The sequence below is a fragment of the Marinobacter sp. MBR-99 genome (assembly GCF_040547575.1).
GTDB lineage: Bacteria > Pseudomonadota > Gammaproteobacteria > Pseudomonadales > Oleiphilaceae > Marinobacter.
Map to the genome: position 1 here is coordinate 38588 of NZ_JBEPPY010000012.1, position 26295 is coordinate 64882.

At 56.3% G+C, this 26295-nt stretch carries 19 protein-coding genes; 3 read left to right on the forward strand and 16 right to left on the reverse strand.

Annotated features, from left to right (window positions below):
- Positions 1 to 79: 79 nt before the first annotated feature.
- The gene (gene smc, locus ABIE59_RS11820; protein WP_354447108.1) at positions 80 to 3571 is read right to left on the reverse strand and encodes a chromosome segregation protein SMC; all 3492 of its coding nucleotides are present in this window, start codon (positions 3569 to 3571) and stop codon (positions 80 to 82) included.
- Position 3572: 1 nt separating this feature from the next.
- Positions 3573 to 4253, reverse strand: a complete 681-nt coding sequence (locus ABIE59_RS11825) for a GntR family transcriptional regulator (protein ID WP_354447110.1) — start codon at positions 4251 to 4253, stop codon at positions 3573 to 3575.
- A 284-nt stretch (positions 4254 to 4537) separates the two neighbouring features.
- On the opposite strand from ABIE59_RS11825, the gene ABIE59_RS11830 reads away from it, so the two are divergent.
- The gene (locus ABIE59_RS11830; protein WP_354447268.1) at positions 4538 to 5464 is read left to right on the forward strand and encodes a GGDEF domain-containing protein; all 927 of its coding nucleotides are present in this window, start codon (positions 4538 to 4540) and stop codon (positions 5462 to 5464) included.
- Positions 5465 to 5476: 12 nt separating this feature from the next.
- Here ABIE59_RS11830 and rluB read toward each other — a convergent pair whose 3' ends face one another.
- From rluB to sdhC, 13 genes are all read right to left on the reverse strand, one after another.
- A complete protein-coding gene (gene rluB, locus ABIE59_RS11835; RefSeq protein WP_354447112.1) occupies positions 5477 to 6499 on the reverse strand; it encodes a 23S rRNA pseudouridine(2605) synthase RluB in 1023 nt (340 codons plus the stop codon).
- 39 nt (positions 6500 to 6538) lie between these two features.
- On the reverse strand, positions 6539 to 7207 hold the full coding sequence (gene scpB, locus ABIE59_RS11840) for an SMC-Scp complex subunit ScpB (protein ID WP_354447114.1): 669 nt from the start codon (positions 7205 to 7207) through the stop codon (positions 6539 to 6541).
- Positions 7208 to 7221: 14 nt separating this feature from the next.
- Positions 7222 to 8049 carry a segregation and condensation protein A gene (locus tag ABIE59_RS11845; RefSeq protein WP_354447116.1) on the reverse strand — a complete coding sequence of 276 codons (828 nt, stop codon included), beginning with the start codon at positions 8047 to 8049 and terminating at the stop codon, positions 7222 to 7224.
- A 36-nt stretch (positions 8050 to 8085) separates the two neighbouring features.
- A complete protein-coding gene (locus ABIE59_RS11850; protein WP_354447118.1) occupies positions 8086 to 9300 on the reverse strand; it encodes a tryptophan--tRNA ligase in 1215 nt (404 codons plus the stop codon).
- 195 nt (positions 9301 to 9495) lie between these two features.
- Positions 9496 to 10368 (reverse strand): succinate--CoA ligase subunit alpha, encoded by an 873-nt coding sequence (sucD, locus tag ABIE59_RS11855; protein ID WP_011784666.1) that lies wholly within the window; start codon positions 10366 to 10368, stop codon positions 9496 to 9498.
- Entirely contained in the window at positions 10368 to 11534 is a 1167-nt protein-coding gene (gene sucC, locus ABIE59_RS11860; protein WP_354447120.1) for an ADP-forming succinate--CoA ligase subunit beta, read from the reverse strand. The genes sucD and sucC overlap by 1 nt, the downstream gene beginning before the upstream one ends.
- A 196-nt stretch (positions 11535 to 11730) precedes the next feature.
- Positions 11731 to 13173, reverse strand: coding sequence for a dihydrolipoyl dehydrogenase (lpdA, locus tag ABIE59_RS11865; RefSeq protein ID WP_354447122.1), 1443 nt, complete (start codon positions 13171 to 13173; stop codon positions 11731 to 11733).
- Between the two features lie 35 nt (positions 13174 to 13208).
- Positions 13209 to 14426 carry a 2-oxoglutarate dehydrogenase complex dihydrolipoyllysine-residue succinyltransferase gene (gene odhB / locus ABIE59_RS11870; protein WP_354447124.1) on the reverse strand — a complete coding sequence of 406 codons (1218 nt, stop codon included), beginning with the start codon at positions 14424 to 14426 and terminating at the stop codon, positions 13209 to 13211.
- 25 nt (positions 14427 to 14451) lie between these two features.
- Entirely contained in the window at positions 14452 to 17289 is a 2838-nt protein-coding gene (locus ABIE59_RS11875) for a 2-oxoglutarate dehydrogenase E1 component (RefSeq protein ID WP_354447126.1), read from the reverse strand.
- A gap of 316 nt (positions 17290 to 17605) precedes the next feature.
- The gene (locus ABIE59_RS11880; RefSeq protein ID WP_058091183.1) at positions 17606 to 18310 is read right to left on the reverse strand and encodes a succinate dehydrogenase iron-sulfur subunit; all 705 of its coding nucleotides are present in this window, start codon (positions 18308 to 18310) and stop codon (positions 17606 to 17608) included.
- Between the two features lie 15 nt (positions 18311 to 18325).
- On the reverse strand, positions 18326 to 20098 hold the full coding sequence (gene sdhA / locus ABIE59_RS11885) for a succinate dehydrogenase flavoprotein subunit (RefSeq protein ID WP_354447128.1): 1773 nt from the start codon (positions 20096 to 20098) through the stop codon (positions 18326 to 18328).
- Positions 20099 to 20101: 3 nt separating this feature from the next.
- The gene (sdhD, locus tag ABIE59_RS11890) at positions 20102 to 20446 is read right to left on the reverse strand and encodes a succinate dehydrogenase, hydrophobic membrane anchor protein (protein ID WP_354447130.1); all 345 of its coding nucleotides are present in this window, start codon (positions 20444 to 20446) and stop codon (positions 20102 to 20104) included.
- Positions 20440 to 20814, reverse strand: a complete 375-nt coding sequence (gene sdhC, locus ABIE59_RS11895) for a succinate dehydrogenase, cytochrome b556 subunit (protein ID WP_058091197.1) — start codon at positions 20812 to 20814, stop codon at positions 20440 to 20442. Before sdhC ends, sdhD begins: the two co-directional genes overlap by 7 nt.
- Before the next feature lie 477 nt (positions 20815 to 21291).
- Between sdhC and gltA the strand changes: the two genes are divergently transcribed.
- On the forward strand, positions 21292 to 22566 hold the full coding sequence (gltA, locus tag ABIE59_RS11900; RefSeq protein WP_061332175.1) for a citrate synthase: 1275 nt from the start codon (positions 21292 to 21294) through the stop codon (positions 22564 to 22566).
- Between the two features lie 105 nt (positions 22567 to 22671).
- On the forward strand, positions 22672 to 23541 hold the full coding sequence (locus ABIE59_RS11905; RefSeq protein WP_354447133.1) for an NAD(P)-dependent oxidoreductase: 870 nt from the start codon (positions 22672 to 22674) through the stop codon (positions 23539 to 23541).
- Between the two features lie 37 nt (positions 23542 to 23578).
- On the opposite strand, the gene topA is transcribed toward ABIE59_RS11905, so the two are convergent.
- On the reverse strand, positions 23579 to 26218 hold the full coding sequence (topA, locus tag ABIE59_RS11910) for a type I DNA topoisomerase (protein ID WP_354447135.1): 2640 nt from the start codon (positions 26216 to 26218) through the stop codon (positions 23579 to 23581).
- Between the last annotated feature and the right edge of the window lie 77 nt (positions 26219 to 26295).

A 26295-nucleotide genomic window follows, 5' to 3' on the forward strand; every position in this document is an offset into this window, starting at 1 on the left:
AGAAAAGCCCGTAATGAATACAACGCACTCCGGGCCGAGATGGCGTTATTGTCATGGTTGACGGCTTTTTCGCCAACCCTCAGGCCTCCGCCAGGGCCGCCGCCTCGTCTACATCCACAGACACCAGCCGTGAACAACCCGGTTCGTGCATGGTTACACCCATCAACTGGTCCGCCATTTCCATGGCAATCTTGTTGTGGGTAATGTAGATGAACTGTACCTGTTTGGACATTTCTTTCACCATATTGGCGTAACGGCCAACGTTGGCATCGTCCAGCGGGGCGTCCACCTCATCCAGCATACAGAAAGGCGCCGGATTGAGCTGGAAAATAGAGAATACCAGGGCTATCGCGGTCAACGCTTTTTCGCCACCCGATAACAGATGGATGGTGCTGTTCTTCTTGCCCGGTGGCCTGGCCATGATCGCTACACCGGTTTCCAGAAGATCTTCACCGGTGAGCTCCAGGTAGGCATTACCGCCACCAAACACCTTGGGGAACAACGCCTGCAACCCACCATTGACCTGGTCAAAGGTTTCCTTGAAGCGCTGGCGGGTTTCCCGATCTATCTTGCGAATAGCGGTATCCAGCGTTTCCAGGGCTTCCATCAGGTCATTGTGCTGCTCGTCCAGGTAGGTTTTGCGCTCACTCTGGACCTGGTATTCCTCAATGGCTGCCAGGTTAATGGCCCCCAACCTCTGGATGCGGCTACCGATCTTCTCCAGTTCTTCGGCCCAGGTTTTCTCATCGGCATCTTCCGGCAGCTGGCCCAGCACTTCCTGGAGCTTTACATCCAGCTCCTTGAGCTGCTCGATGTGGTTACCGGACCGGATTTCCAGTGCCTGGGATTCCATCTTGAGCTTTTCCAGTCGGGCCCGTATCTCACCTACCACATGCTCGGTGCGGCTGCGGCCTTGCTCTCGCTCCCGTACTTCGCGGTCAATATCTTCCAGGGCGTCCCTGGCGGCTGAAAGCTTCTCCTCCTCCGCCAACCGGCGCTCCAGAAGCCCCTCGAGTTGAAGCTGCAGGTCTTCCAGTGGCTCTTCAGCGCTCTCTCGGGTCTCCCGGAGCATATCGAGGCGCTCTTCCAGCCGTTCCTTTTGCATTTGCATGCGTTCGATGGTCTGTTTCAAGCCATCACGCTGGCTTTGCAATGACTGCAGTTGCAACTGTAGCTGATGGGCATGGTCCCGATCGTGGCGGGCTTCCTGGCGAAGCCTGTCCAGGCTTTCCCGTAGGGTGTCACGCTGCTCCAGCAGGCGCTCTTTCTCTTCATCACTGTCCTCGGTTGAGGCCAGTGCCATGTCCCACTCTTCCCGGGCGGATTCGAGGTCCTCTTTTTGCTGCTCAAGGCTACCGACCACATCTTCGATGTCATCCCGGATACGGGCAAGACGGGCATCAATCTGTTCAGCCCGGGCTTTCAAACCACTGACTTTTGAAGACAGCGCACCGAGCTCACGCTCAGCGTCACTTAAGCGGCTCTGGGCCTCTTCCCTCGCCGCCTCGGCACGCTCGCCCTGTTCCTGGAGCAGTTCCAGTGATTCCAGCGCTTGCGCAAGTAACTCTTCCGCCTCTTGCAGGCTTACCTCAAGCTCACTCACTTTCTTCTGGCGCTCAATGACACCGACCTGTCCGGCGTCGGAATCGGGCATCAAAACCCAGTTGCGGGCAACCCAGACCCCCTCAGGTGTAATCAGGCTGTCACCGGCCGAAAGTTGGGCCCGGCGGGCGAGTGCATCACTGGTGGAGTCTGCTGTATCAATTCCGGTAAGCAGATGACTGATGGCATCCACGCCATCCACCTTGGCCGCCAACCCGCCAACCCGCCTTGGTTCAGCGCCCGAAGACACCAGCGCAAGGCCTTTTGGCGCGCTGCCCAGGGCTTCAACAAGGTGGTCAAATCCCGGCAATGCAAGCCCTTGGCTAAAGCGGCCAATCACCTGCTCTACGGCAAACTCCCAGCCATCCTCAATACGCAACGCGGCGGCGACCCGGGGCGCATCCGACAAACCGTTGTCCCGCAACCAACCCTGCAAGGTGTCGTCATGGCCACCCATCTGTTCATCCAGCAAGGCCGTCTGGGAGTCCAGGGCGGCTTTCAGGCTGTGCACCTGTTGCCGCCGTTCGGCAACAGCCTGCTCTGCTTCACGCAGTTTCTGCCGGCTCTGGTATACGTCGTCCTGCAGCGCCTGAATGCGCTCCGCCGCCTCTTCTCGCTGTAACTCCAGGGTTTCCTGCTGTTCCAGCAGCTCATCGAGCTCCGCACGGTCCAGTTGCTCTTCCAACAGTGCCTGCTCGTCCAGTAGTTTGCCGTGGCGGTTCTGTAGTTGGGCTATGGCGTCTTCCAGCGACCGGATTCGGGATTGAGCAAGTTCTGCCTGGCGCCGCGCGTCGGATGAACGGGTGCTGAACTCCTCCCACCGGTGCTGCCAGTCACTCATGGCGTCTTCAGCCAGCTGGAGTTTTTCTCCAGACTCTTCAGAACGCACGGCCAGGGCTTCCTGCTCCGGCTCGATCATATCGAGCTCTTCCTGAATGCCCGCCAGCTTTTGTTCATCCTGCTCAAGCTCACGCCCCAGTTCCCGCTGGTTGGCCATGGCCTGATCCAGCTCTGCGGCGGTCTGGCGGCTGCGCTCCCGCTGGTGCTCCAGGCTTTGTTCGATACGGGCAATGTCGGCGCCGGCTTCGTAGTAGCGGGCCTGGGCCCGATTGAAATGCTCGGTGCGCTCGTGGTGGTCTTCCCGGAGCGATTCCAGGGAAGTTTCGAGGTTGACCCTCTCGGTCAGCAGTTTTTCCAGCTCGAGCTCGGTATCCCGAATCTTTCCGCGCCAGGACTGTAGATCATTATCCAGCGCCTGCCATCGCAGCACGGTGAGCTCTGCCTTTTTCTGCCGCTCTTCCTGCTTGTAGGCCTTATACTTTTCAGCCGCGGCCGCCTGCCGCTCCAGATGCTGCAACTGGCGACCCAACTCTTCACGCAGGTCAGTGAGCCGCTCAAGGTTCTCCTGGGTGCGCTTGATCCGGCTCTCGGTCTCGCGCCGCCGTTCCTTGTACTTCGAGATCCCCGCGGCTTCCTCGATATAAACCCGCAATTCTTCCGGCTTGGCCTCAATCAACCGGGAAATCATGCCCTGCTCAATAATCGCATAGCTGCGCGGGCCAAGGCCGGTGCCCAGGAACAGATCGGTGATGTCCCGGCGGCGGCACTTGGCGCCGTTCAGAAAGTATTCTGACTGCCCCTCCCGTGACACCCGGCGCTTTACCGAAATCTCGTTGAACTTGACAAATTCACCAGGCGCGGTGCCGTCACTGTTGTCGAACACCAACTCAATGGACGCCTGGCCGACAGGCTTGCGGGCACTGGAGCCATTGAAGATGACGTCCGTCATGGATTCGCCCCGCAGATACTTGGCGGAGCTCTCGCCCATCACCCAGCGCACGGCGTCAATGATGTTGGACTTGCCGCAACCGTTAGGCCCCACCACCGCTGTCATATTGGACGGGAACGGTACCGTGGTCGGGTCAACAAACGACTTGAAGCCAGCCAGTTTGATGGACTTCAGCCTCATATCAGGCGTTCTCCTCCGTGAGAATGCTTAGGACCTGTGCTCTCTGATGTTCACCGAAATCCTGGATAACACGCTCCAGAAGCGCCGAATCGCCTTTCACTGCAGCGTCTGCCAGGTGCCGGAAGAAAGTGCCGGTTTCGGCAATCTCACTTCGGAAATGCTCAAGGGCGACGTAGTAGGTACGACTGATGGCGGGCCGAAAGTTTTCGAGCGTTTCTTCAAGAAACGGGTTTTCAACCAGCCGGAAAGCGTAACGCATAACACCAAAGCCGGCGTCGATCACCTGCTCCGCCGCATCACTTGCATTGGAATTGAGAGCATCAATCACCGCCTGCATTTCCTTGACCTGGCTCATCACACCACCAAGTTCGGAACCCGACCAGCGCTCAAGCACCTTGCGCCCGAGCATGCACAGTAGATCAATGTAGATATCGTAGAGCGCGTTAACCGAGTCCGGCGTCAAATCAGACACCACCGCCCCCCGCCGTGGAAAGATTTCCACCAGATGCCGACGCTCAAGAATGAGTAACGCTTCGCGCACCGAGCCACGGCTGACGTTCAGCTCACCGGCCACTTTCAGCTCCTGAATCCGCTCCCCCGGCTTGAGATCACGAACGATGATCCGTTGGCCGATATGCTGCGCGATCTGCTCTGAAAGGCTCTCCGGTGCCTGAAATCTCATAAACCTGATGCTCTCTTGTTATGACAGGACATGGTCAAGCGCAGAAGTTTATCACAGCCTCCAGCCAGCCCCACCCCTTGTCTGACATTTTGATTGCAGGTTTTGCACCAGCGGCAACGACCTGCCGGAAAATTGGCGCTTTCGGACAATCACACCACCAGAATCTCAAACAGAAATAAAGAAAACATTATATCTAATTGTTTATATTGAACTTATATCCGATGGCACAGTTCATGCTGGTTACACCGAAACTATACCCGTTTCCTGAAGCAGAGCGAGCCATTGTGAAAAACCTGACTTCGATTCAGCCGTCAAAGACGCAGCCGGCCCGACTGGCCGCCCTGAAGCAGTCGTTTCATGACTGGAACCAGTCACCTGATGTGCTCTCCAGGCTCGCCAAGCGACTGTCCACCAGCCTGTCACTGGAAACCCAACTGGGAATTATCGCGGAGGAAATCGCACAGACGATCCCCTTTGATGCCCTCAACTACCGGCACCGGATTGCCAGGCAAGACTTTGTATTTTCAACCGGCATGGGCGGACCCCATCGATGTGAATACCGCCTCACGCTTGAAGGTAGTCACTACGGCACACTCTCCTTCCACCGCCGGCAAAAGTTTACGGACGAGGAACTGACAGGGCTTGAGATGATGCTGTCCGCAGCCATCTGCCCACTGCGCAATGCCTGTCAGTTCATTGCCATTGAGCAGGCCGCATTGACGGACGCCCTGACCGGCATTGGCAACAAACGCGCCCTTGATGAAGCCCTGTTCCGAGCCAGAGCTCTCGCCGACCGGCATGGCGCTCCCTGGAGCCTGATCCTGTGCGATCTCGACCACTTCAAACTGATTAATGATAACCACGGGCACGTGGTTGGGGATCATATTCTGGCCAAGACGGCCGAAAAGCTGGAACAGGCAATTCGGAATTCCGATACCGTTTACCGGTTTGGTGGCGAAGAGTTCGCCGTATTACTGCCACACACCACTGAGCAGGAAGCACGGGATGTTGCCGAGCGCATTCGCCTGGCGATCGAAGGGATTCGGGTGGATGGTGGTGAGACGCCGCTGACGGTTACCGGCAGCTGTGGTGTGGCTACGCATCTGGTTGACGAGGCTCCGGAGCAGTGGCTGGCACGGGCGGATGAAGCGCTATACCGGGCAAAAGCGCAAGGCCGCAACTGCACCCGCGTTTTTGCCAGTATATCCTGACCCAAACAAAGGTTATTGGCCCCGATTGTTGCGGGCCGGCTTACTTGATCCAGCCTTTGTCTTTCGATCGTCGCGCTTCGGCTTGGCCGGCGCAGAGTCACTCACCTGCCAGGTCCCCTTGCGAGCGCGCTGCAGGGATTTTCCAGGACTTTTCCGGCGCTTACGATCGTGGTCGGCCTGCTCCCCGGGGGTCTTTTGCGGAACATCCACTGTAGAAAGCCCAACGGCTTTACTCAAAGCATCCACACCTTTCTGATCCAGTTCCTCCCACTTGCCCAGAGTCAGGCGACTTGGCAAGAAGATGGGCCCGTAACGTACTCTCTTGAGCCGGCTGACCCGAACTCCCTGAGACTCCCATAGCCGCCTGACTTCCCGGTTTCTCCCTTCCATCAAAGTAACGTGGAACCACTGATTGATGCCACTGCCGCCGGCTGGTGCCAGATCGGAGAACCTGGCCATGCCATCATCCAGCAACACACCTTCCAGCAAACGCTGCTGCATGGCGTCGTCTACCTCACCAAATACCCGCACGGCATATTCCCGGTCAATCTGGCTCGACGGGTGCATCAGCCGGTTGGCAAGCTCGCCGTCGGTTGTAAACAAGACTAGCCCGGTGGTATTGATATCCAGTCGTCCGATCGCTATCCAGCGCTGGTCTTTCAGACGCGGCAGCCGGTCAAACACGGTTGGCCGGCCTTCGGGATCTTTCCGGGTGGTAACTTCGCCTTCGGGCTTGTTGTAAATCAGCACCCTGCGAACCACCTGGGCGGCGGCGGACACATCCAGCTGCTTTCCATCCAGTTCGAAACGGTCCTCCGTGGTGGCCTTCTGGCCCGGCTCCGCTGGCTGGCCGTTAACCTGCAACCTCCCGGATTCCATCCACCCTTCAATCTCTCGGCGAGACCCAACACCCGCTCTTGCGAGCAGTTTCTGAATGCGTTCAGGGCCCGCCGTCAGAGCCTTATCTCCCTGAGATGCTCGGGTTCTCGAACCTGGTTTTCCAGGGCCTTTTTTTCCGGGGCTAGATGCCGCCATGTAATACGTCCTTACCGATTAACCAATGTCTTTTTGACATCAGTGAAGTGTCTGTTCCGATTCAGCAGCCCGACCGTTTCCGGATTCCCCGGGGCCATCACTGCTGTCATTCCGGGAGGATTCAAACTGAATCTCTCCCTGTATGTTCTGTTCAATCTCCCGGCCAATTTCTTCGAGATCACGCACTTCTGACAGCGGCGGCAATTCGTCCAGCCCTGTCAGGTTAAAGTAATCCAGAAATTGCCGGGTGGTGGCATACATTGCCGGCCGACCTGGCACATCACGATGGCCAACCACCCGCACCCACTCTCGCTCAAGCAGGGTTCGGATGATATTGCTGCTTACCGTAACGCCGCGAATGTCTTCAATCTCACCTCGGGTGATGGGCTGCCGATAGGCGATCAGCGCCAGGGTCTCCAGCAGTGCCCGGGAATACCGCTGGGGTTTTTCTTCGAACAAACGCCCAACCCAGGGTGCCAGCTCTTCCCTCACCTGAAGTCGATAACCGCTGGCCACCTTCTTCAGCTCAAACCCTCTCCCCTCGCAGGCTTTGTCGAGCTGTACCATCACATGCTCCATAACCTGACGGGATGGCCGCTCCTCTTCAACAAACAATTCTCTGAGCTGTTCCAGGGAAAGGGGTTTTCCAGCCGCCAGCAGAGCTGCTTCGGCAATCGCCTGAATACGCGCAAGATGTTCTTCGTTCATAATCTGGCCATCCCCTAGCTGGCAGACCGGGCGCGCACGTGAATCGGGCCCAGAACCTCTGCCTGTACAATTTCAATCAGCTGTTCTTTCACCAGCTCGAGCGTTGCGAGAAACGTCACCACTACACCAAGACGCCCCTCCTCAATGGTAAACAGGCTTTCAAACGTGACAAACCGGTCTCCCTGGAGCACTGAAAGAATATGAGACATTCGCTCTCGGGTAGACAGCCGCTCTTTCTCAACATGGTGACTGGTGAATAGATCCGCCCGCTTGAGCACCCCATGCAATGCCAGCAACAGCTCATTCATGTCGACTTCCGGGTGCGGCTGTGACGAAGGCAACTTGGGCAAGGCGGCAGAAGCCGGGAAGGTATCTCGCTCCATCCGCGGCATTCCATCAATGTCTTCAGCGGCCTTCTTGAATCGCTCATACTGCTGAAGCCTGCGAATCAGCTCGGCCCTGGGGTCGACTTCCTCATCATCGTCCGTTTCGTGGCGGGGCAGCAGCATTCTGGACTTGATTTCCGCCAGCGTGGCCGCCATCACCAGATATTCCGCCGCCAGCTCAAATCGCATGGCTTCAACCGCACCAATGTAGTCCATGTACTGGCGGGTGATTTCACTCACATCGATATCCAGGATGTTCATGTTTTGCCGGCGTATCAGATACAGCAGCAAATCAAGGGGCCCCTCGAAAGCCTCAAGGAAGACCGCCAGGGCGTCTGGCGGAATGTAGAGATCCTTGGGAAGGTCAACCAACGGCTTACCGGAAACCAGAGCCAGCGGCACCTGCTCGCCGACCTCAGCCGGGGCGTGTGTCAACTCGTCAGTCTCGTCGGTCATGGCCTCTCCAGCCGTTGCAGTGACTACCGGGCGAACTCAGCGGTAGCTGAGGCCCATGGCAGCGCGTACTTCTTCAAGGGTATCCCGGGCCGCATCCCGTGCATGCTCACGGCCTTCTTCCAGAATCGAGCGAACCACATCCGGGTTCTTCTCATAATCCCGTGCCCGATCGTGAAGCGGTCGCTGTTCTTCAATCACTGCATCGATCAGCGGCTTTTTGCAATCCAGGCAACCAATGCCGGCGCTGCGACAGCCCTGCTGTACCCAATCACAGGTCTCGGCGTCTGAGTAGACCTTATGCATACTCCATACCGGGCATTTCTCCGGGTCACCCGGATCGGTGCGCCTTACCCGCTGCGGGTCTGTCTGCATGGTGCGGATTTTCTGGGAAACACTGTCTGGCTCTTCCCGCAGGCCGATGTAGTTGTTGTAGGACTTGGACATTTTCTGGCCATCCAGGCCCGGCATTTTCGACTCCGGGGTTAACAACGGCTGGGGCTCCGGCAATATCACCTTACCACCACCTTCGATATAGCCGTACAACCGTTCCCGATCACCCAGTGATATGTTCTGCTGCTCTTTCAACAGTGCCCGTGCGGTTTCCAGGGCGTCCATGTTGCCCTCTTCCTGATACCGTTTCTTCAGGTTGCGGTAGAGTTTGGCGTTTTTCTTACCCATTTTGACGATGGCCGCCTCCGCCTGCTCTTCAAAACCGGGCTCGCGGCCATAGATGTGATTGAAGCGGCGCGCAATTTCCCGGGTAATTTCCACATGGGAGACCTGATCGGCACCCACGGGCACTTTACCGGCCCGGTACATCAGGATATCCGCGGTCTGAAGCAGCGGATAACCGAGAAACCCGTAAGTTGCCAGGTCTTTCTCCCGCAGCTTTTCCTGCTGATCCTTGTAAGTAGGAATGCGCTCCAGCCAACCCAGCGGCGTAATCATAGAGAGCAACAGGTGCAGTTCCGCATGCTCCGGCACCTGAGACTGAATGAACATGGTCGACGACCCCGGGTTGACGCCTGCCGCCAACCAGTCAATAACCATGTCCCAAACGCTTTGCTGGATACCGGAGGTGTCATCGTATTGCGTGGTCAGGGCATGCCAGTCTGCCACGAAGAAGAAGCACTCATACTCGTGCTGGAGTTTCACCCAGTTTTTCAGCACACCATGGTAGTGGCCGAGGTGAAGCTTGCCGGTCGGTCGCATACCGGACAAAACCCTTTGCTGGGAATCTACAGAACTCAAAGCACGAACTCCTTATTTCTGTTTATTAGGCGCCTGATTTCACCACTGGAGGTGGCTCGGGAAATCAGGCTGACCGGGCATTATAGTCTTTACACCTCGCTGCGTTAAGCAAAGCGATATAAAACGCCGGCGCCATAACGCAAAACCCCCGGAATTCTCGCGAATCCGGGGGTTTTGGTGAAGGTTATGGCAAGCTTACCAGCCAGTCACTTCCTTCAGGGCCTTACCAATCTCGGCCAGGCTGCGCACGGTTTTAACGCCGGCATCTTCCAGGGCAGCAAACTTCTCGTCTGCAGTGCCCTTACCACCAGAGATGATGGCGCCCGCGTGGCCCATACGCTTGCCAGGAGGTGCAGTGACACCAGCAATGTAGGAAACCACCGGCTTGGTGACGTTCTCTTTGATGAACGCAGCCGCTTCTTCCTCAGCGGTACCACCGATTTCGCCGATCATCACGATGGCTTCGGTTTCCGGGTCTTCCTGCAGCAGCTTCAGAATGTCGATGAAGTTGGAGCCAGGAATCGGGTCACCGCCAATACCGATACAGGTAGACTGACCGTAGCCGAAGTCAGTGGTCTGCTTGACCGCTTCGTAGGTCAGGGTGCCGGAACGGGATACGATACCAACCTTACCCTTCTTATGGATATGGCCAGGCATAATGCCGATCTTGCACTCGTCCGGAGTGATTACACCCGGGCAGTTCGGTCCGATCATGCGAACGCCTTTACGGTCAACGTATTCTTTGGCGTACAGCATGTCGATGGTCGGGATACCTTCAGTGATACAAACGATCAGCTGAATGCCGGCATCGGCCGCTTCGATGATGGCGTCTTTACAGAACGGAGCCGGAACGTAGATGACGGTCGCTTCTGCACCGGTCTTCTCTACCGCTTCACGTACGGTGTTGAACACCGGCAACCCCAAATGCTCAGTGCCGCCCTTACCGGGGCTGACACCACCAACCATCTTGGTACCGTAGGCAATAGCCTGCTCAGAGTGGAAGGTACCCTGTGCGCCGGTAAAGCCCTGGCAGATAACCTTGGTGTCTTTGTTGATCAGGATGCTCATTATTTACCCCCTGCGGCTTTAACGACTTGCTCTGCGGCGTCCGCCAGACTGGTAGCGGCGATGATGTTCAGGCCACTGTCCTTGAGCACCTTGGTGCCCAGTTCGGCATTGTTGCCTTCGAGACGAACCACAACGGGCACTTTCACGCCCACTTCCTTGACCGCACCGATGATACCTTCGGCGATCATGTCGCAACGAACGATACCGCCAAAGATGTTGACCAGAACGGCCTGCACAGCGTCGTCAGACAGGATGATCTTGAACGCTTCGGAAACGCGCTCTTTGGTCGCGCCGCCGCCTACGTCCAGGAAGTTAGCCGGCTGGCCACCTGACAGCTTGATGATATCCATGGTACCCATGGCGAGGCCGGCGCCGTTTACCATACAGCCGATGTTGCCTTCCAGTGCTACGTAGTTCAGTTCCCACTTGGCCGCTTCGGCTTCGCGAGCATCTTCCTGGGAAGGATCACGCATTTCGTGGATTTTCTTCTGACGGTACAGTGCATTGCCGTCAATACCGATCTTGGCATCCAGGCAGTGCAGATCGCCAGCCGGAGTGATCACCAGCGGGTTGATCTCTACCAGCGCCAGATCGCGCTCTTCAAACAGCTTGGCCAGGCCCAGGAAAATCTTGGTGAACTGGCCAATCTGCTTGCCTTCAAGACCCAGCTTGAACGCCAGTTCACGGCCCTGGTAAGGCTGAGCTCCAACCAGAGGATCGATTTCGGCTTTCAGGATCTTCTCGGGAGTCTCTTCAGCAACCTTCTCGATTTCAACGCCGCCTTCGGTGGAGGCCATGAAAACGATACGACGGGTGCCACGATCAACAACCGCGCCCAGGTAAAGCTCCTGATCGATGTCAGTCAGGGATTCAACCAGAATCTTGCTTACCGGCTGGCCATTCTCGTCAGTCTGGTAGGTCACCAGTTTCTGGCCCAACCACTTCTGGGCGAACTCACGGATGTCTTCTTTGTTCTTGACCAGCTTTACGCCGCCGGCCTTACCGCGGCCACCCGCGTGAACCTGAGCCTTGACAACCCATGCGTCACCGCCAATTTCAGTGGCGGCGTCAACAGCTTCTTGAGGCGTATCGCAGGCAATGCCCTGGGATACTGGCAGGCCATACTCAGCGAAAAGCTGCTTGCCCTGATATTCATGCAAATTCATAGTTAATGTCCCGTCTATTGATGGAGGATAACCACGTACGGAAATGAACCCGCTGGCACGCCGCCCTTGGCATGCCAATCGCGAATTCGTTCTGGCGGGCAAGGGATCGCCTGAACCCACCGGTTACGCACACAGAAAGCTGCCTTTGTGATGGCAGCGGGGCGCCGACATTGGCGCCCCGGATTCCGGTGTTGCGTTACTTCTTCTTGCGACGGTTAGCGACGTGAATCGCACCGCCAGCAACAGCCAGGGCCGCTTCGTGCACTGACTCTGACAGAGTCGGATGCGCAAAACAGGTCAGGGCCAGATCTTCTGCACTGGAACCGAATTCCATGGCAATGACGCCCTGGGCAACGATCTCAGAAGCCTGAGGACCAACAACATGGAAGCCCAGGATACGATCCGTCTTCGCATCTGCGATGATCTTGACCATACCGGCGGCCGCATTCGCCGCCATAGCACGACCGTTGGCCGCAAACGGGAAGCTGCCCACGTTGTATTCTTCACCTTCAGCCTTCAACTGCTCCTCGGTCTTGCCGACCCAGGCCACTTCCGGGAAGGTGTAGATCACGTTCGGGATGCAATCGTAATTCACCTGCGGCTTATGGCCGGCAATGCGCTCAGCAACCATCACGCCCTCTTCAGACGCTTTGTGTGCCAGCATCGGGCCACGAACAATATCACCGACCGCCCAGACACCCGGCGCTTCGGTTTTACAGTGATCATCTACAAAAATGAAACCGCGCTCGTCCATGGTCACGCCGGAATCCTCGGCCAGGGCGCCATCAGTGTATGGTCGACGGCCAACAGCAACGATCAGCTTGTCGAACTTTGCTTCCTGCTTGCCCTTGGAATCTTCGTAGCTGACGTTCACCAGTTTGCGCTTCACCTCAGCACCGGTCATACGGGCACCGGTAATAATGTTCAGGCCCTGCTTCTTGAACTGCTTGAGCGTATCTTTGGCGACCTGCTGGTCCACCGCCGGGAGGAAGCTGTCCTGAGCTTCAAGAATAGTCACCTCTGAGCCCAGACGAGCCCAAACGCTACCAAGCTCGAGACCAATCACACCGGCACCAATAACGCCCAGGCGTTTGGGTACTTCAGTGAACTCCAGCGCACCTTCGGAATCAACGATGTACTCGCCGTCAAAAGGAGCAGGCGGAATCTCGATCGGCTTGGAACCGGTCGCCAGAATGACGTTGTCGGCTTCGTAGGTCTTGGTTTTGCCATCCTTGTCGGTAACTTCCACCTTGCGACCAGCCAGCAACTTGCCATGACCGTGAATGGAGGTGACACCGTTAGCCTTGAACAGCCCGGCAATACCGCCGGTCAGTTGCTGCACGATGCCGGACTTGCGCTCCATCATTTTCGCCACATCGATATCGACACCTTTGGTCAGGATACCCATGGACTCGTAATCGTGGCTGGCTTCCTCAAACTTGTGAGTCACCTCAAGGAGCGCTTTGGACGGAATACAACCCACGTTCAGGCAGGTGCCGCCGAGCACCTGGCTCTTACCGTCTTTGCTTGTCCAGGACTCCACGCAGGCCGTCTTCAGGCCAAGCTGGGCCGCCTTGATCGCAGCAACGTAACCGCCGGGGCCGGCACCAATGACAATAACATCGAACTTATCGGACATAATCTTTCCTGTTATCGAATTCGTTGAGTGTCAGCTTACACATCCAGCAGGATACGGGCCGGGTCTTCCAGCATTTCCTTGATTGCAACCAGGAACTGCACCGCTTCCTTACCGTCGATCATACGGTGGTCGTATGACAGCGCCAGGTACATCATCGGAAGGATCTCGACCTTGCCGTTCACCGCCATCGGGCGCTCCTGGATTTTGTGCATACCCAGAATCGCTGTCTGCGGCGGGTTCAGGATCGGCGTGGAGATCAGTGAACCGAAGATACCACCGTTGGTGATGGTGAAGGTGCCGCCGGTCATGTCTTCGATGGCCAGCTTGCCTTCCTTCGCCTTGGTACCAAACTCGACAATCTTCTTCTCGATATCAGCCAGACCCATGGCGTCGGAATCACGAAGTACAGGCACCACCAGACCACGATCCGTGGATACGGCAACACCGATATCCTGGTAGCCGTGGTAAACCATGTCGTTGCCGTCGATAGAGGCATTCACCGCCGGGAAGCGCTTGAGCGCCTCGGTGGCCGCCTTGGTAAAGAACGACATGAAGCCCAGCTTGATGCCGTGGCGCTTCACAAAGCTGTCCTGGTACTGCTTACGCAGCTCCATGATGGGCGCCATGTTCACTTCGTTGAAGGTGGTCAGCATGGCTGCTGTCTGCTGGGCATCCACCAGACGCTTGGCAATACTGGCGCGCAGGCGGGTCATCGGAACACGCTTCTCCGGGCGCTCACCCTGGGCTACATTTATCTCAGGCATGGTAGCCGGCTTGGCTGCGGCGCCACCGGAAGCCTTACTGCTGTCCACATGGTTCTGCACGTCTTCCTTCGTCACGCGACCGTCTTTGCCGGTGCCTTTCACCGCAGCCGGATCCACGTTGTTCTCTTCCGCCAGCTTACGTGCCGCCGGGCTCAGGATGGCATCGCCGGAAGTTGCAGCCGGGGCTTCTTCTTTCGGTGCCTCAGCCTTGGCTTCAGGTTTGCTCTCTGCAGGCTTGGATTCACCCGCAGCGCCTTCCTTGAATTTGCCGATCACCTCACCGCTTTCGCAGGTGTCGCCTTCGCCCTTGAGAATTTCTTCGATGACACCATCAGCCGGCGCAACCACTTCGAGCACAACCTTGTCGGTCTCGATATCGACAATCAGCTCGTCACGGGAGCAGGCCTCACCGGGCTGCTTGTGCCAGGTCGCGACAGTGCCTTCGGCGACCGACTCAGGGAAAACGGGGGCTTTAATCTCTGTTGACATTACGGATCCTTAGTTCGGTAGCTCGTCAGATTTCAAACGCGTCGTTAACCAGTTTCTTTTGCTCTTCGATGTGAACAGACATGTGTCCACAGGCAGGAGCAGCAGAAGCCTCACGACCGGCATACTGAAGGTATAATTTGGGGTTCAGGCGCTGCAGCGCGTTACGCATATGATGCTGACTGCAGTACCAGGCACCCTGATTCATCGGTTCTTCCTGACACCACGCCACATGCTTGAGCTTGGGGTACTGGGCCAGGAGCTCGTCCAGATCATCACCCGGGAATGGGTACAGCTGCTCGATCCGGACAATAGCCACGTCGTCACGCTCATCCGCTTTCTTCTTTTCCAGAAGATCATAATAGACCTTGCCGCTGCACATGATCAGACGGGTAACCTTCTTGGGATCGGAAGGCTCCTTCTCGGGCAGTACGGTCTGGAAGGTACCGGAAGTGAGATCATCGAGGCCGGAAATGGCTTCTTTGTGTCGCAACAGGCTCTTCGGCGTGATGGCCACCAGCGGCTTACGCAGCGGGCGCTTAACCTGCCGGCGTAGCATGTGGAACACCTGAGATGGTGTCGTGGGCACGCACACCTGGATGTTGTGCTCGGCACACAGCTGCAGGAAACGCTCCAGACGGGCCGAGCTATGCTCTGGCCCCTGCCCTTCATAACCATGCGGCAGCAGCAGCGTCAGACCACACAGGCGGCCCCACTTGTGCTCACCGCTGGTCAGAAACTGATCGATAACCACCTGAGCACCGTTGGCAAAGTCACCGAATTGCGCTTCCCAGACAATCAAAGCGTCCGGCGTGGTGGTCGAATAGCCATATTCGAATGCCATCACGGCTTCTTCAGAAAGCAGCGAGTCGTAGATATCGAACTTGGGCTGGTCGTCTTTCAGGTTCTGCAGCGAAATATGGGTGGACCCGTCTTTCTGATTATGCAAAACAGCGTGACGGTGGGAGAATGTGCCCCGCCCTACGTCCTGACCGGTCAGGCGAATAGGATGACCTTCGTTCAGCAAGGTGGCGTAGGCCATCATCTCGCCATAGCCCCAGTTCAGTGACAGTGCACCGGCGGTCATCTTTTCACGATCGTTAACGATCTTTGAAACCTGGCGCTGAATACTGAAACCCTCGGGCACTTCAGTCAGCTTTTTGCCCAGCTTCTGAATGGTTTTCAAAGCCACACTGGTCTTGCACTTGGCGGTCCACTCATGGCCAAGGTACGGAGCCCAATCCACATAGAGTTCTTTGTTGGGCTCTTTCACCAGCGACTTGACCACGTGATCGCCCTTATCGAGCGCATCGCGGTAGTCGGTTTCCATTTGCTTGGCTTCGTCTTCCGTGATGATGCCTGCTTCAACCAACTTGTCTGCATAAATGTTACGAGTGGTTTTCAGCTTGCGGATCTTTTCATACATCAGCGGCTGGGTAGCGGCCGGCTCGTCGGCTTCGTTGTGACCACGACGGCGGTAGCAAACCAGATCAATGACCACATCCCGCTTGAACTCATTGCGGTAATCCATGGCCATCTGGGTAACAAACATCACCGCTTCAGGATCGTCTGCGTTTACGTGCAGAATCGGAGCCTGAACCATCTTGGCGACGTCTGTGCAGTATTCGGTGGAGCGAGCGTCTTCCTGCTTGCTGGTGGTGAAACCAACCTGGTTGTTGATCACAATGTGAATGGTGCCGCCCACGCCGAAGCCCCGGGTCTGGGACATCTGGAAGGTTTCCATCACCACACCCTGACCAGCAAACGCTGCGTCACCGTGCATGACAATCGGCACAACCTTGCTGCCATCGGTATCGCCACGGCGGTCCTGACGGGCGCGCACAGAACCCACCACGACCGGAGATACAATTTCCAGGTGCGACGGGTTGAACGCCATGGCCAGGTGCACTTCGCCACCCGGAGTCATCACGTTGGACGAGAAGCCCTGGTGGTATTTGACGTCACCTGAACCGGAAGCCGCCAGCTTTTTGCCCTCGAATTCGTCAAAGAGCTCTTTCGGATTCTTGCCGAGGGTGTTAACCAGCACGTTCAAGCGGCCGCGATGCGCCATACCCAAAACGATTTCTTTAGCGCCATAGGAGCCTGCACGCTGGATAAGCTCATCCAGGCATGGAATCAGGCTTTCACCACCTTCCAGGCCGAAACGCTTAACGCCGGGGTAACGGGAGCCCAGGTACTTTTCAAGACCTTCAGCTGCAGTCAGGCGCTCCAGAATGTGCTTACGGGTCTCAGCTTCGTATTCAGGGCGGGAGCGCACCGGCTCCATACGCTGCTGGAACCAACGTTTGATGCGAGTGTCCACCACGTGCATGTATTCGGCACCGATGCTCTCGCAATAAGTCTGGCGCAGGCCTTGCACGATGTCGCCGAGCTTCATCGCTTCGGAGCCGAAGTTCAGGGAACCGGTCTGGAATTCCAGATCAAGATCCGACTCGCCCAACTCGTGGAAAGACGGCTCGAGATCTTCAACAGGCTCACGCTGCCAGACCCCCAGAGGGTCAAGCCTGGATTCCTGATGCCCGCGGAAACGGAACGCGTTAATCAGTTGAAGAACACGAATCTGCTTTTTATCGGCATCCGAGGTGGCACTGGCAGGTACGCCACCGCTGGCCAGGAAACGCTGATTACGGGAGATATGTTCAAACTGTTCGCGGATGGTCGAGTGGACAATGTCGCGGCCATGATAGCCATCAACACTGGGAAGCTTGTCGAAATAACTTCGCCACTCTTCAGGAACGGCGTTGGGGTCTGTCAGGTAGGTTTCAAAAAGCTGTTCAACATAGGCCAGATTGCCACCTTGCAGGTGGGAAGTCTGCCATAACTGCTCCATGATGCTTTCGTGCATTTTGAATAGCTCACCTTGGGCTGGTGCGGGGGAGCCGGTATGGTCGGCCAGGGGTAATTCACAGTCAATACGGGTTATTACGGCATGACTTTGGCCACCACACCCAGCAAGGATGTTTTCCGTCCCCAGTGATTTTTATACTCGGCAACACTGCCCGGCATCCTGGATAAGTCGACCGAAGCAGCGGGCCTAAGTTTGCACCCCGTTAAGACCTTTGACTATAAGCCTTTGGTTGAAGGCCCCGCATAATGCGAGGCCTTCGGGGTACTAACTGGTGTCGAAACACCAGTATAGCTGGTGCTACAGAATTTGCCGCTCAGGTAGCGCGCTGCAGCAACAGATTCCGAATGTGGCCAATTGCCTTTGTGGGGTTCAGGCCTTTCGGACATACACTGACACAGTTCATGATACCCCTGCAGCGGAATACGCTGAACGGGTCATCCAGGTTGGCCAGACGCTCCGCCTGGGCGGTATCACGGCTATCCGCCAGGAAGCGATAGGCCTGCAGCAGGCCGGCCGGGCCGATGAACTTGTCCGGATTCCACCAGAACGACGGGCAGGACGTGGAACAGCATGCACAGAGAATACACTCGTATAGGCCGTCCAGCTTCTCACGATCTTCCGGAGACTGCAGGCGCTCAATGGCGGGTGCCGGGGTGTCATTCACCAGGTACGGCATCACCTTTTCATACTGCTTGTAGAAAAGGCTCATGTCGACCACCAGGTCCCGGATCACCGGCAAACCAGGCAGCGGGCGCAGAACCAGCTTGTTGTTCTTGACCACATCCGACACCGGAGTGATACAAGCCAGGCCGTTCTTGCCATTCATGTTCATGCCATCAGAGCCACAGACACCTTCCCGACAGGAACGGCGATAGCTCATGGAAGGATCCCTTTCCTTCACCAGGTTCAGAACATCAAGGACCATCAGGTCTTTACCTTCCGGAATCTCAACCTCTACATCCTGCATGTAAGGGGCATTATCGGTTTCCGGATTGTAGCGATACAGGCTTACCAACATTTTCAGGATACCCCCTTAGTAGGTCCGGACTTTCGGCTGGAAAGTCGGAACCGTTTTCGGTGCAAAGTTCACGTCACGCTTGCCAACACGCTTGTCCAGCGGGAAGTACATGGAGTGCTTGAGCCAGTTCTCGTCGTCACGCTCAGTGAAGTCGTTACGGGCGTGGGCACCGCGACTTTCCTTACGTTCGATCGCAGACTTGGCGGTGGCGTATGCAACTTCGTACAGGTTATCCAGCTCGAGCGCTTCAATACGCGCGGTGTTGAATGCCTTGCTGGTATCGGCCAACTTGGTTTTACGTACACGCTCGCCGATTTCTTCCAGCAGCTTGATACCCTTCTCCATGCTGTCGCCATCGCGGAACACGCCGAAGTAGAGCTGCATGCAGTTCTGCAGATCCTTACGGACCTTGGCCACATCCTCGCCTTCAGAAGCGCTGTCGAGACGCTCCAGACGGGCCATGGCGCGTTTGATGTCTTCTTCGCTGGCACCATCAACCTCAAAACCGCCGCGCAACTGCTCTTCAATGTGCAGGCCGGCCGCACGTCCGAAGACCACCAGATCCAGCAGAGAGTTACCACCCAGACGGTTGGCGCCGTGTACTGATACGCAGGCAGCCTCGCCGCAGGCAAACAGGCCGGGAATCGGTTTATCGTTGCCGTTTTCGTCCTGAGTCAGCGCCTGACCACCCACGTTGGTGGGAACACCACCCATCATGTAGTGACAGGTCGGAACAACCGGGATCGGCTCTTTAACCGGATCAACGTGCGCAAAGGTACGGGACAACTCACAAATGCCCGGCAGGCGCAGGTTCAGGGTTTCTTCACCCAGGTGATCCAGCTTCAGCAAGACGTGATCCTTCTCGGGACCACAACCACGGCCTTCCAGAATTTCCAGAACCATGGAACGTGCAACCACATCACGGCCAGCAAGGTCTTTGGCGTTCGGAGCATAACGCTCCATGAAGCGCTCACCCTCGGAGTTGATCAGGTAACCACCCTCACCCCGACAACCTTCAGTAACCAGTGTGCCAGCGCCATGGATACCGGTCGGGTGGAACTGCCACATTTCCATATCCTGCACAGGGAAGCCTGCTCGCAGCGCCATGCCGATACCATCACCGGTATTGATCATCGCATTGGTGGTGGAGGCATAAATGCGACCAGCACCGCCGGTGGCAAGAACAGTGGCCTTAGATTTGATGTAAGCCACTTCACCGGTTTCGATCTCGATGGCTACGACACCAACCACTTCATCCTTGCTGTTCTTGACCAGATCAACCGCATACCACTCATTAAGGAAGGTGGTACCGCCCTTCAGGTTGGCCTGGTAAAGGGTATGCAGCAAGGCGTGACCGGTACGGTCCGCCGCAGCACAGGTACGAGCGGCCTGGGTGGGGTTATCCGGACCCTTGGACTGTCCACCGAACGGACGCTGGTAGATACGGCCCTGCTCGGTGCGGGAGAACGGAAGCCCCATGTGCTCCAGTTCGAATACTGCCTGGGGGCCCACAGAACACATGTATTCGATGGCGTCCTGGTCACCGATATAGTCGGAGCCCTTGACGGTATCGTACATGTGCCAGCGCCAGTCATCGTTAGGATCGGCGCTTGCAATCGCACAGGTAATACCGCCCTGGGCGGATACGGTGTGCGAGCGAGTCGGGAATACCTTTGTGATACACGCAGCTTTGACGCCAGTCTCGGTCAACTGCAGGGCGGCTCGCATACCGGCACCGCCACCACCGATAACAATCGCGTCGTAAGACATGGTCTTGATGTTAGCCATCGATTAAAGCCCCCAAAGAATCTGAATGCCCCAGATCAGGTACACAAACATGGTCAGCCCGCATAGCGCCTGAACCAGGAAACGGGGCGCCATGGATTTGAGATAATCAGTCGTTACGGTCCACAGACCTACCCAAGCATGAGCACCCAGGGAAAGCAGCGCCATCAGGGTAAAAATCCGGAACCACGTCTGATCAAACAGTGCGCTCCAGGACTGGTAATTGACATCTGTCGTAACCATGAAGCCCAGAAGAAATACTGTGTAAATAGCCAGTACGTAGGCGGTGACACGCTGGATCAGCCAATCAAAAACGCCACTGCGGCCGAGGTTAGTTACGCTGCTTACCATACCCAGACTCCTGCCAGAATGATGAGAACAATGGAAACCACAACAGTGATCTTCGCGGCGAGGCGACCGCTCTCAAGCTCTTCTGCAATACCCATGTCCATCAGCAGGTGCTTGATGCCCGCTACCAGGTGGTACAGCAGAGCAGACAGGATGCCCCAGATAATCAGCTTCGCCAGGAAGCTGTCCAGCAGTTCGCTCACCCGGGCGAAACCATCTTCTCCGGACAGGGAGAGATCCAGGCCGTACAACAGGAAGGCAACACCAACAAAGATGATGATGCCGCTGATGCGATGCAGGATCGACGTGATGGCAGGCAGCGGGAAATGGAACTTGCCGAGATCGAGATTTACTGGTCGTTTGCTATTCACAGCGCTCTCACACTCTCTCTTGGTTCCGCAGTACCGAAAAACGGATGCGGATGGTTGGTATGTTGGGATCGGAGCATCGATACGAAACCGATAACCGATTGGTTCAGGAGGGCGGATGGTAACCCGGTAGCTTGCTATGCTGAAGCATGCACTGAGGTTCATCCCCGATTCCGGGCTACGGATTATAAGGAGACACCCCGGTAATTACAAACTTGCAACAACGCCCAAAGCCTTGACTACAGGCGCCCCACACCCTCTATAAGCATTATTGACAAATTCAATTTCACCCGTTCAGCGCTGTTATTCCGGATATCCCTCATTTACAGGCAAAACTTTAATTGCTGCTTTTCGAGCCTTGTGCATTGACAAAAAAGGCTGACGCCCTATATTTTGCCGCCAGTTTTGCGATAATACGCGCTTTCTGGCGCATCTACATATGCAGAAAAGCTGTTACAGCTAATCAAACAGGAGAGCACCATGACCGACAGGAAAGCCACGCTCTCGGTGGGAGATAAGTCCATTGAGCTACCGGTTTATTCCGGCACCGTCGGCCCTGACGTTATCGACGTACGCGGCCTAGTCCAGGAAGGCGTTTTTACCTACGATCCGGGTTTTGTATCCACTGCAGCCTGCGAATCCGCCATCACCTACATCGATGGCGCCAAAGGTGTTTTGCTGCATCGCGGTTACCCGATTGACCAGCTGGCAGAGCAATCTGACTTCCTTGAGGTGTGCTACCTGCTCTTGAATGGTGAGTTACCCAGCGAAGACGAGAACAAGCGCTTCCATGACACCATTAAAAACCACACCATGCTGCACGATCAGATGCGCAATTTCTTCAATGGCTTCCGCCGTGACGCGCACCCGATGGCTATAATGTGTGGCGTTGTAGGCGCCCTGTCGGCGTTCTACCACGACCAGATGGACGTAACCGATCCCAAACAGCGTGAAGTAACGGCCCACCGCCTGATTGCGAAAATGCCAACCATTGCAGCCTGGTGCTACAAATATTCCGTTGGCCAGCCGTTCATGTATCCGCGTAACGACCTCTCCTACGCTGAAAACTTCCTGCACATGATGTTTGGCACGCCGTGTGAAGAGTACAAGCCGAACCCGGTGCTTGCCAACGCAATGGACAAAATCTTTATTCTGCACGCCGATCACGAGCAGAATGCCTCTACATCTACTGTCCGCCTGGCCGGCTCTACCGGCGCCAACCCCTACGCCTGTATTGCTTCCGGTATTGCGGCGCTTTGGGGCCCCGCTCACGGTGGCGCAAACGAGGCCGTTCTGGACATGCTGGCTGAGATCGGTGACGAATCCAACATTGAGACGTTCATCGCCAAGGCCAAGGACAAAGACGATCCTTTCCGCCTGATGGGCTTTGGCCACCGGGTGTACAAGAACTTCGACCCGCGCGCCAAGGTTATGGCGCAAACCGCTCACGAAGTGCTGAGCGAACTGGGCCTGGAGAACGATCCACTGCTGAAGATCGCGCAGCGTCTGGAGAAGATCGCGCTGGAAGACGAATACTTCGTGAAGCGCCAACTTTACCCGAACGTCGACTTCTACTCCGGCATCATCCTGAAGGCCATCGGTATTCCAACGTCCATGTTTACCGTTATCTTCGCGATGTCCCGCACCATTGGCTGGTTCTCACACTGGAACGAGATGGTCAGCGGCAACTACCGCATTGGCCGCCCGCGCCAGCTGTATACCGGCTCGCCAAAGCGCGACTATCCGAAGAAGTAATCAGTTCGGATTGCCCGGAAATGAAAAAAGCCGCTGACCCAGCGGCTTTTTTCGTATCATGGCAATACAAAACTCTCCCAATCCAACGATGACAAGGAGCAGACCATGGCAACCATCGCTTTTATCGGGCTCGGCGTAATGGGCTATCCGATGGCCGGTCACCTGGCCCGGGCCGGCCACGACGTATCCGTGTGGAACCGCAGTGGCGCAAAGGCTCAGCAGTGGGCGAAACAATACCCAGGAAAAGCCTGCAACAGTATTGCAGACGCGGTCAACAAGGCCGATGTGGTACTGACCTGCGTTGGTGCCGACAAAGACCTCAAAGAAGTCTACACAGCCCCTGAGGGGATCATCAGCAATACGCCGGCCACCGCCATTCTGGTAGACCACACCACGGCCTCTGCCGGCATTGCCGAGACATTGGCTGAAGCCGCGCAGGCCAAGGGTCAGGGTTTCATTGATGCCCCGGTATCCGGTGGCCAGCAAGGGGCTGAAAACGGGCTTTTAACCATTATGTGCGGCGGCAGTGATGAAGATTTCCGGAAGGTTCAACCGATACTCGAATGCTATGCCCGGGCACTCAACCTGATGGGCCCTGTGGGCAGCGGGCAGAAAACGAAGATGGTGAACCAGATTGCCATTGCCGGCCTGGTTCAGGGCCTGTCAGAAGCCCTGCACTTTGCGGAACAGGCAGCACTGGATGTACGCAAAGTAGTTGACGTGATTTCCAAGGGGGCCGCGCAGTCCTGGCAGATGGAAAACCGCTCCGGCACCATGATTGACGGCGAATTCGAGCACGGCTTCGCGGTCGACTGGATGCGCAAGGATCTGGGGATCTGTCTTGAAGAAGCCCGAAAAAACGGTTCGAGACTGCCGGTCACGGCGCTGGTAGACCAGTTCTACGGGGATGTTCAGGAGATGGGCGGAAACCGATGGGATACCTCTTCTCTGATTCAGCGGCTTCGTAAGAAGTAATGATTAGCCACGGACACTCACGTCCGTGGCTAAGAAATCATTTCTTCTTGTCTCTGGGCACCCAGCGGCCGTTTTCGTACCAGGCGGACCAGCCGGTGGCCTTACCGTCCTGTTCCGACATCACGTACTGCTCTTTGGACTTCCGGCTGTAACGGATCACCGTCGGGTTACCCTCGGGGTCTTTCTCCGGGGCGTCCATCAGGTAATCGTATTTCGGATCGATTTCCTTCCGGTGTGGTTTGATTTCCATCACCAGCGGCGGACGGGTCTCCCTGTTCTTGGGGAACTTGCTTGCTGCCAGGAACAGGCCGGAAGCGCCGTCACGCAGTACGTAGGTGTCATCCACTTTCTGGCACTGCAGCTCCGGCATGGGCACTGGGTCCATCTTGGGGGGAGCCGGCTCGCCGTTCTTGAGCAATTTCCGGGTGTTCTTGCACTCCGCATTGGTACATCCGAAATACTTGCCAAATCGACCGGTTTTCAACTGCATTTCCGAGCCACACTTATCGCATTCCAATGTCGGCCCGTCATAACCCTTGATGCGGAAACTGCCCTCCTCGACTTCGTACCCAGAGCAATCCGGATTGTTACCGCAAACGTGCAGCTTGCGTTTCTCATCAATCAAATAACTATCCATGGCAGTGCCACACTTCGAACACCGGCGCTTCTTGCGCAGCAGGCGGGTTTCACCCTCGCCTTCCACATCCTCGTCGGCACTGACCACTTCGTCGCCAGAGACCAGGTTGATGGTGGTCTTGCAACGCTCCTTGGGCGGCAATGAGTAACCGGAACAGCCAAGAAACACGCCGGTGCTGGCCACGCGAATCTGCATATTACGGCCGCAGCTGGGGCAGGATATGTCTGTCTCTGTCGGGGTGTTGGCACGCATGCCGCCATCAGACTTCTCAGCGCTTTCGAGCTGATTGCGGAACTTGGCGTAGAAATCGTTCAGCACTTTCTTCCACTGAACATCACCCTCTGCGATTTCGTCCAGCTCACCTTCCAGGCGCGCAGTGAAATCGTAATCCATGAGATTCGGGAAAGACTCCGCCAGCCTCTCAGTCACTATCTCGCCCATCTTTTCAGCATAGAAACGGCGATTCTGAAGCCGAACGTAGCCACGGTCCTGGATGGTAGAGATGATCGAAGCGTAGGTGGAAGGCCGGCCAATACCTTGTTTTTCCAGCTCTTTAACCAGGCTGGCTTCGGTATACCTTGGAGCGGGCTTGGTGAAGTGCTGGGTTGGGTCCAGCTTTTTCAGATCCAACGCCTGGTCCACTTTAATATCCGGCAGAGCCACATCTTCATCTTTCTTCGCAGACTGGGGCGCCGCTTTCAGGAAACCGTCAAATTTGACGATACGACCACGGGTACGCAGCTCATAATCGCCATTGGCGACCACAATCGAAGTACTCAGGAATTCGGCGTCTGCCATCTGACAAGCAATAAACTGACGCCAGATCAGGTCGTAGAGCTTCTCAGCGTCTTTTTCCAGGCCGCTTATATCCGTTGGCCGGCGAGACACATCAGTAGGACGAATCGCTTCATGGGCCTCCTGAGCGCCTTCCTTGCTGCCATACAGGCGGGGGCTATCCGGTAAATAGCGATCTCCGAACTGCTTCTGGATAAATTCACGGCAGCCCGTTACCGCATCCTGACTCAGGTTGGTGGAGTCAGTACGCATATAGGTAATGAAACCGGCTTCGTAAAGGCGCTGTGCCAGCATCATGGTTTTCTTGACACTGAAGCCCATGCGATTGCTCGCCGCCTGCTGGAGCGTGGATGTAATAAACGGCGCCGACGGGCGTGAACGGGTCGGTTTGTCTTCCCGCTTCGAAACCCTGAAGCCGCCGGATTTCAGGCGATCGACGTGCTCTTTGCTCTGAGCCTCGCTAACCGGACGATAGGGTTTGTCATTGTAGCGCGTAACCTCGAACCGCACCGGGTCTGCAGAACCATCTGCGGTCAGATCCGCATGCAGTTGCCAGAACTCTTCCGGTACGAACTTCCGGATTTCCCGTTCCCGCTCAACAATCAACCGAACGGCAACAGACTGCACCCTGCCGGCAGAGAGCCCTCGGGCAATCTTTGCCCATAGCAGCGGAGACACCATGTAACCCACAACACGATCCAGAAATCGGCGAGCCTGCTGGGCATTTACACGGTTGTTATCGAGGTTTCCAGGGTCTTTGAACGCTTCCTGAATGGCTCGTTTGGTAATTTCATTGAACACCACCCGGCGATACTTTTGAGGTTCGCCACCGATGGTCTCCTGAAGGTGCCAGGCAATCGCCTCCCCTTCTCTATCCAAATCCGTTGCGAGGTAGATGTGGTCGGCGGACTTGGCCAGCCGCTTGAGCTCGCTGACAACCTTTTCTTTGCCGGGCAGTATCTCGTAACGGGCGCTCCAGTTGTCGTCAGGGTTTACGCCCATACGGGCAACCAGCTGCTCCCGTGCCTTACGCTTCTTGTGCTCGGCTTTTTCTTCCGGGCTCATCTTGCGGGTGGCGGCGGCCTGCTTTGCCCGTTCTTTCGGGTCTGACTGGCTGCCACTGCCACTGACAGGCAGGTCACGAATGTGGCCAACACTGGACTTCACAATAAAATCCGAGCCCAGGTACTTGTTGATGGTCTTCGCTTTCGCTGGTGACTCGACAATAACGAGACTTTTACCCATATCGGAGATCTGTATCCTTGGCGATAAATCGGTTAATAGCTGAACAAACCGCAAACTCGCATAAAAATCAGGCAACT

Bases quoted from the DNA above. Each gene is read 5' to 3' on its own strand.
- ABIE59_RS11845 (WP_354447116.1), bottom strand. From the start codon at position 8,049: ATGACCGACGAGACTGACGAGTTGACACACGCCCCGGCTGAGGTCGGC.
- sdhD (WP_354447130.1), bottom strand. From the start codon at position 20,446: ATGGTAAGCAGCGTAACTAACCTCGGCCGCAGTGGCGTTTTTGATTGG.
- gltA (WP_061332175.1), top strand. From the start codon at position 21,292: ATGACCGACAGGAAAGCCACGCTCTCGGTGGGAGATAAGTCCATTGAG.
- ABIE59_RS11880 (WP_058091183.1), bottom strand. From the start codon at position 18,310: ATGTTGGTAAGCCTGTATCGCTACAATCCGGAAACCGATAATGCCCCT.
- ABIE59_RS11905 (WP_354447133.1), top strand. From the start codon at position 22,672: ATGGCAACCATCGCTTTTATCGGGCTCGGCGTAATGGGCTATCCGATG.
- smc (WP_354447108.1), bottom strand. From the start codon at position 3,571: ATGAGGCTGAAGTCCATCAAACTGGCTGGCTTCAAGTCGTTTGTTGAC.
- lpdA (WP_354447122.1), bottom strand. From the start codon at position 13,173: ATGTCCGATAAGTTCGATGTTATTGTCATTGGTGCCGGCCCCGGCGGT.
- ABIE59_RS11825 (WP_354447110.1), bottom strand. From the start codon at position 4,253: ATGAGATTTCAGGCACCGGAGAGCCTTTCAGAGCAGATCGCGCAGCAT.
- rluB (WP_354447112.1), bottom strand. From the start codon at position 6,499: ATGGCGGCATCTAGCCCCGGAAAAAAAGGCCCTGGAAAACCAGGTTCG.
- sdhA (WP_354447128.1), bottom strand. From the start codon at position 20,098: ATGGCTAACATCAAGACCATGTCTTACGACGCGATTGTTATCGGTGGT.
- scpB (WP_354447114.1), bottom strand. From the start codon at position 7,207: ATGAACGAAGAACATCTTGCGCGTATTCAGGCGATTGCCGAAGCAGCT.
- odhB (WP_354447124.1), bottom strand. From the start codon at position 14,426: ATGTCAACAGAGATTAAAGCCCCCGTTTTCCCTGAGTCGGTCGCCGAA.
- ABIE59_RS11875 (WP_354447126.1), bottom strand. From the start codon at position 17,289: ATGCACGAAAGCATCATGGAGCAGTTATGGCAGACTTCCCACCTGCAA.
- sucC (WP_354447120.1), bottom strand. From the start codon at position 11,534: ATGAATTTGCATGAATATCAGGGCAAGCAGCTTTTCGCTGAGTATGGC.
- topA (WP_354447135.1), bottom strand. From the start codon at position 26,218: ATGGGTAAAAGTCTCGTTATTGTCGAGTCACCAGCGAAAGCGAAGACC.
- sucD (WP_011784666.1), bottom strand. From the start codon at position 10,368: ATGAGCATCCTGATCAACAAAGACACCAAGGTTATCTGCCAGGGCTTT.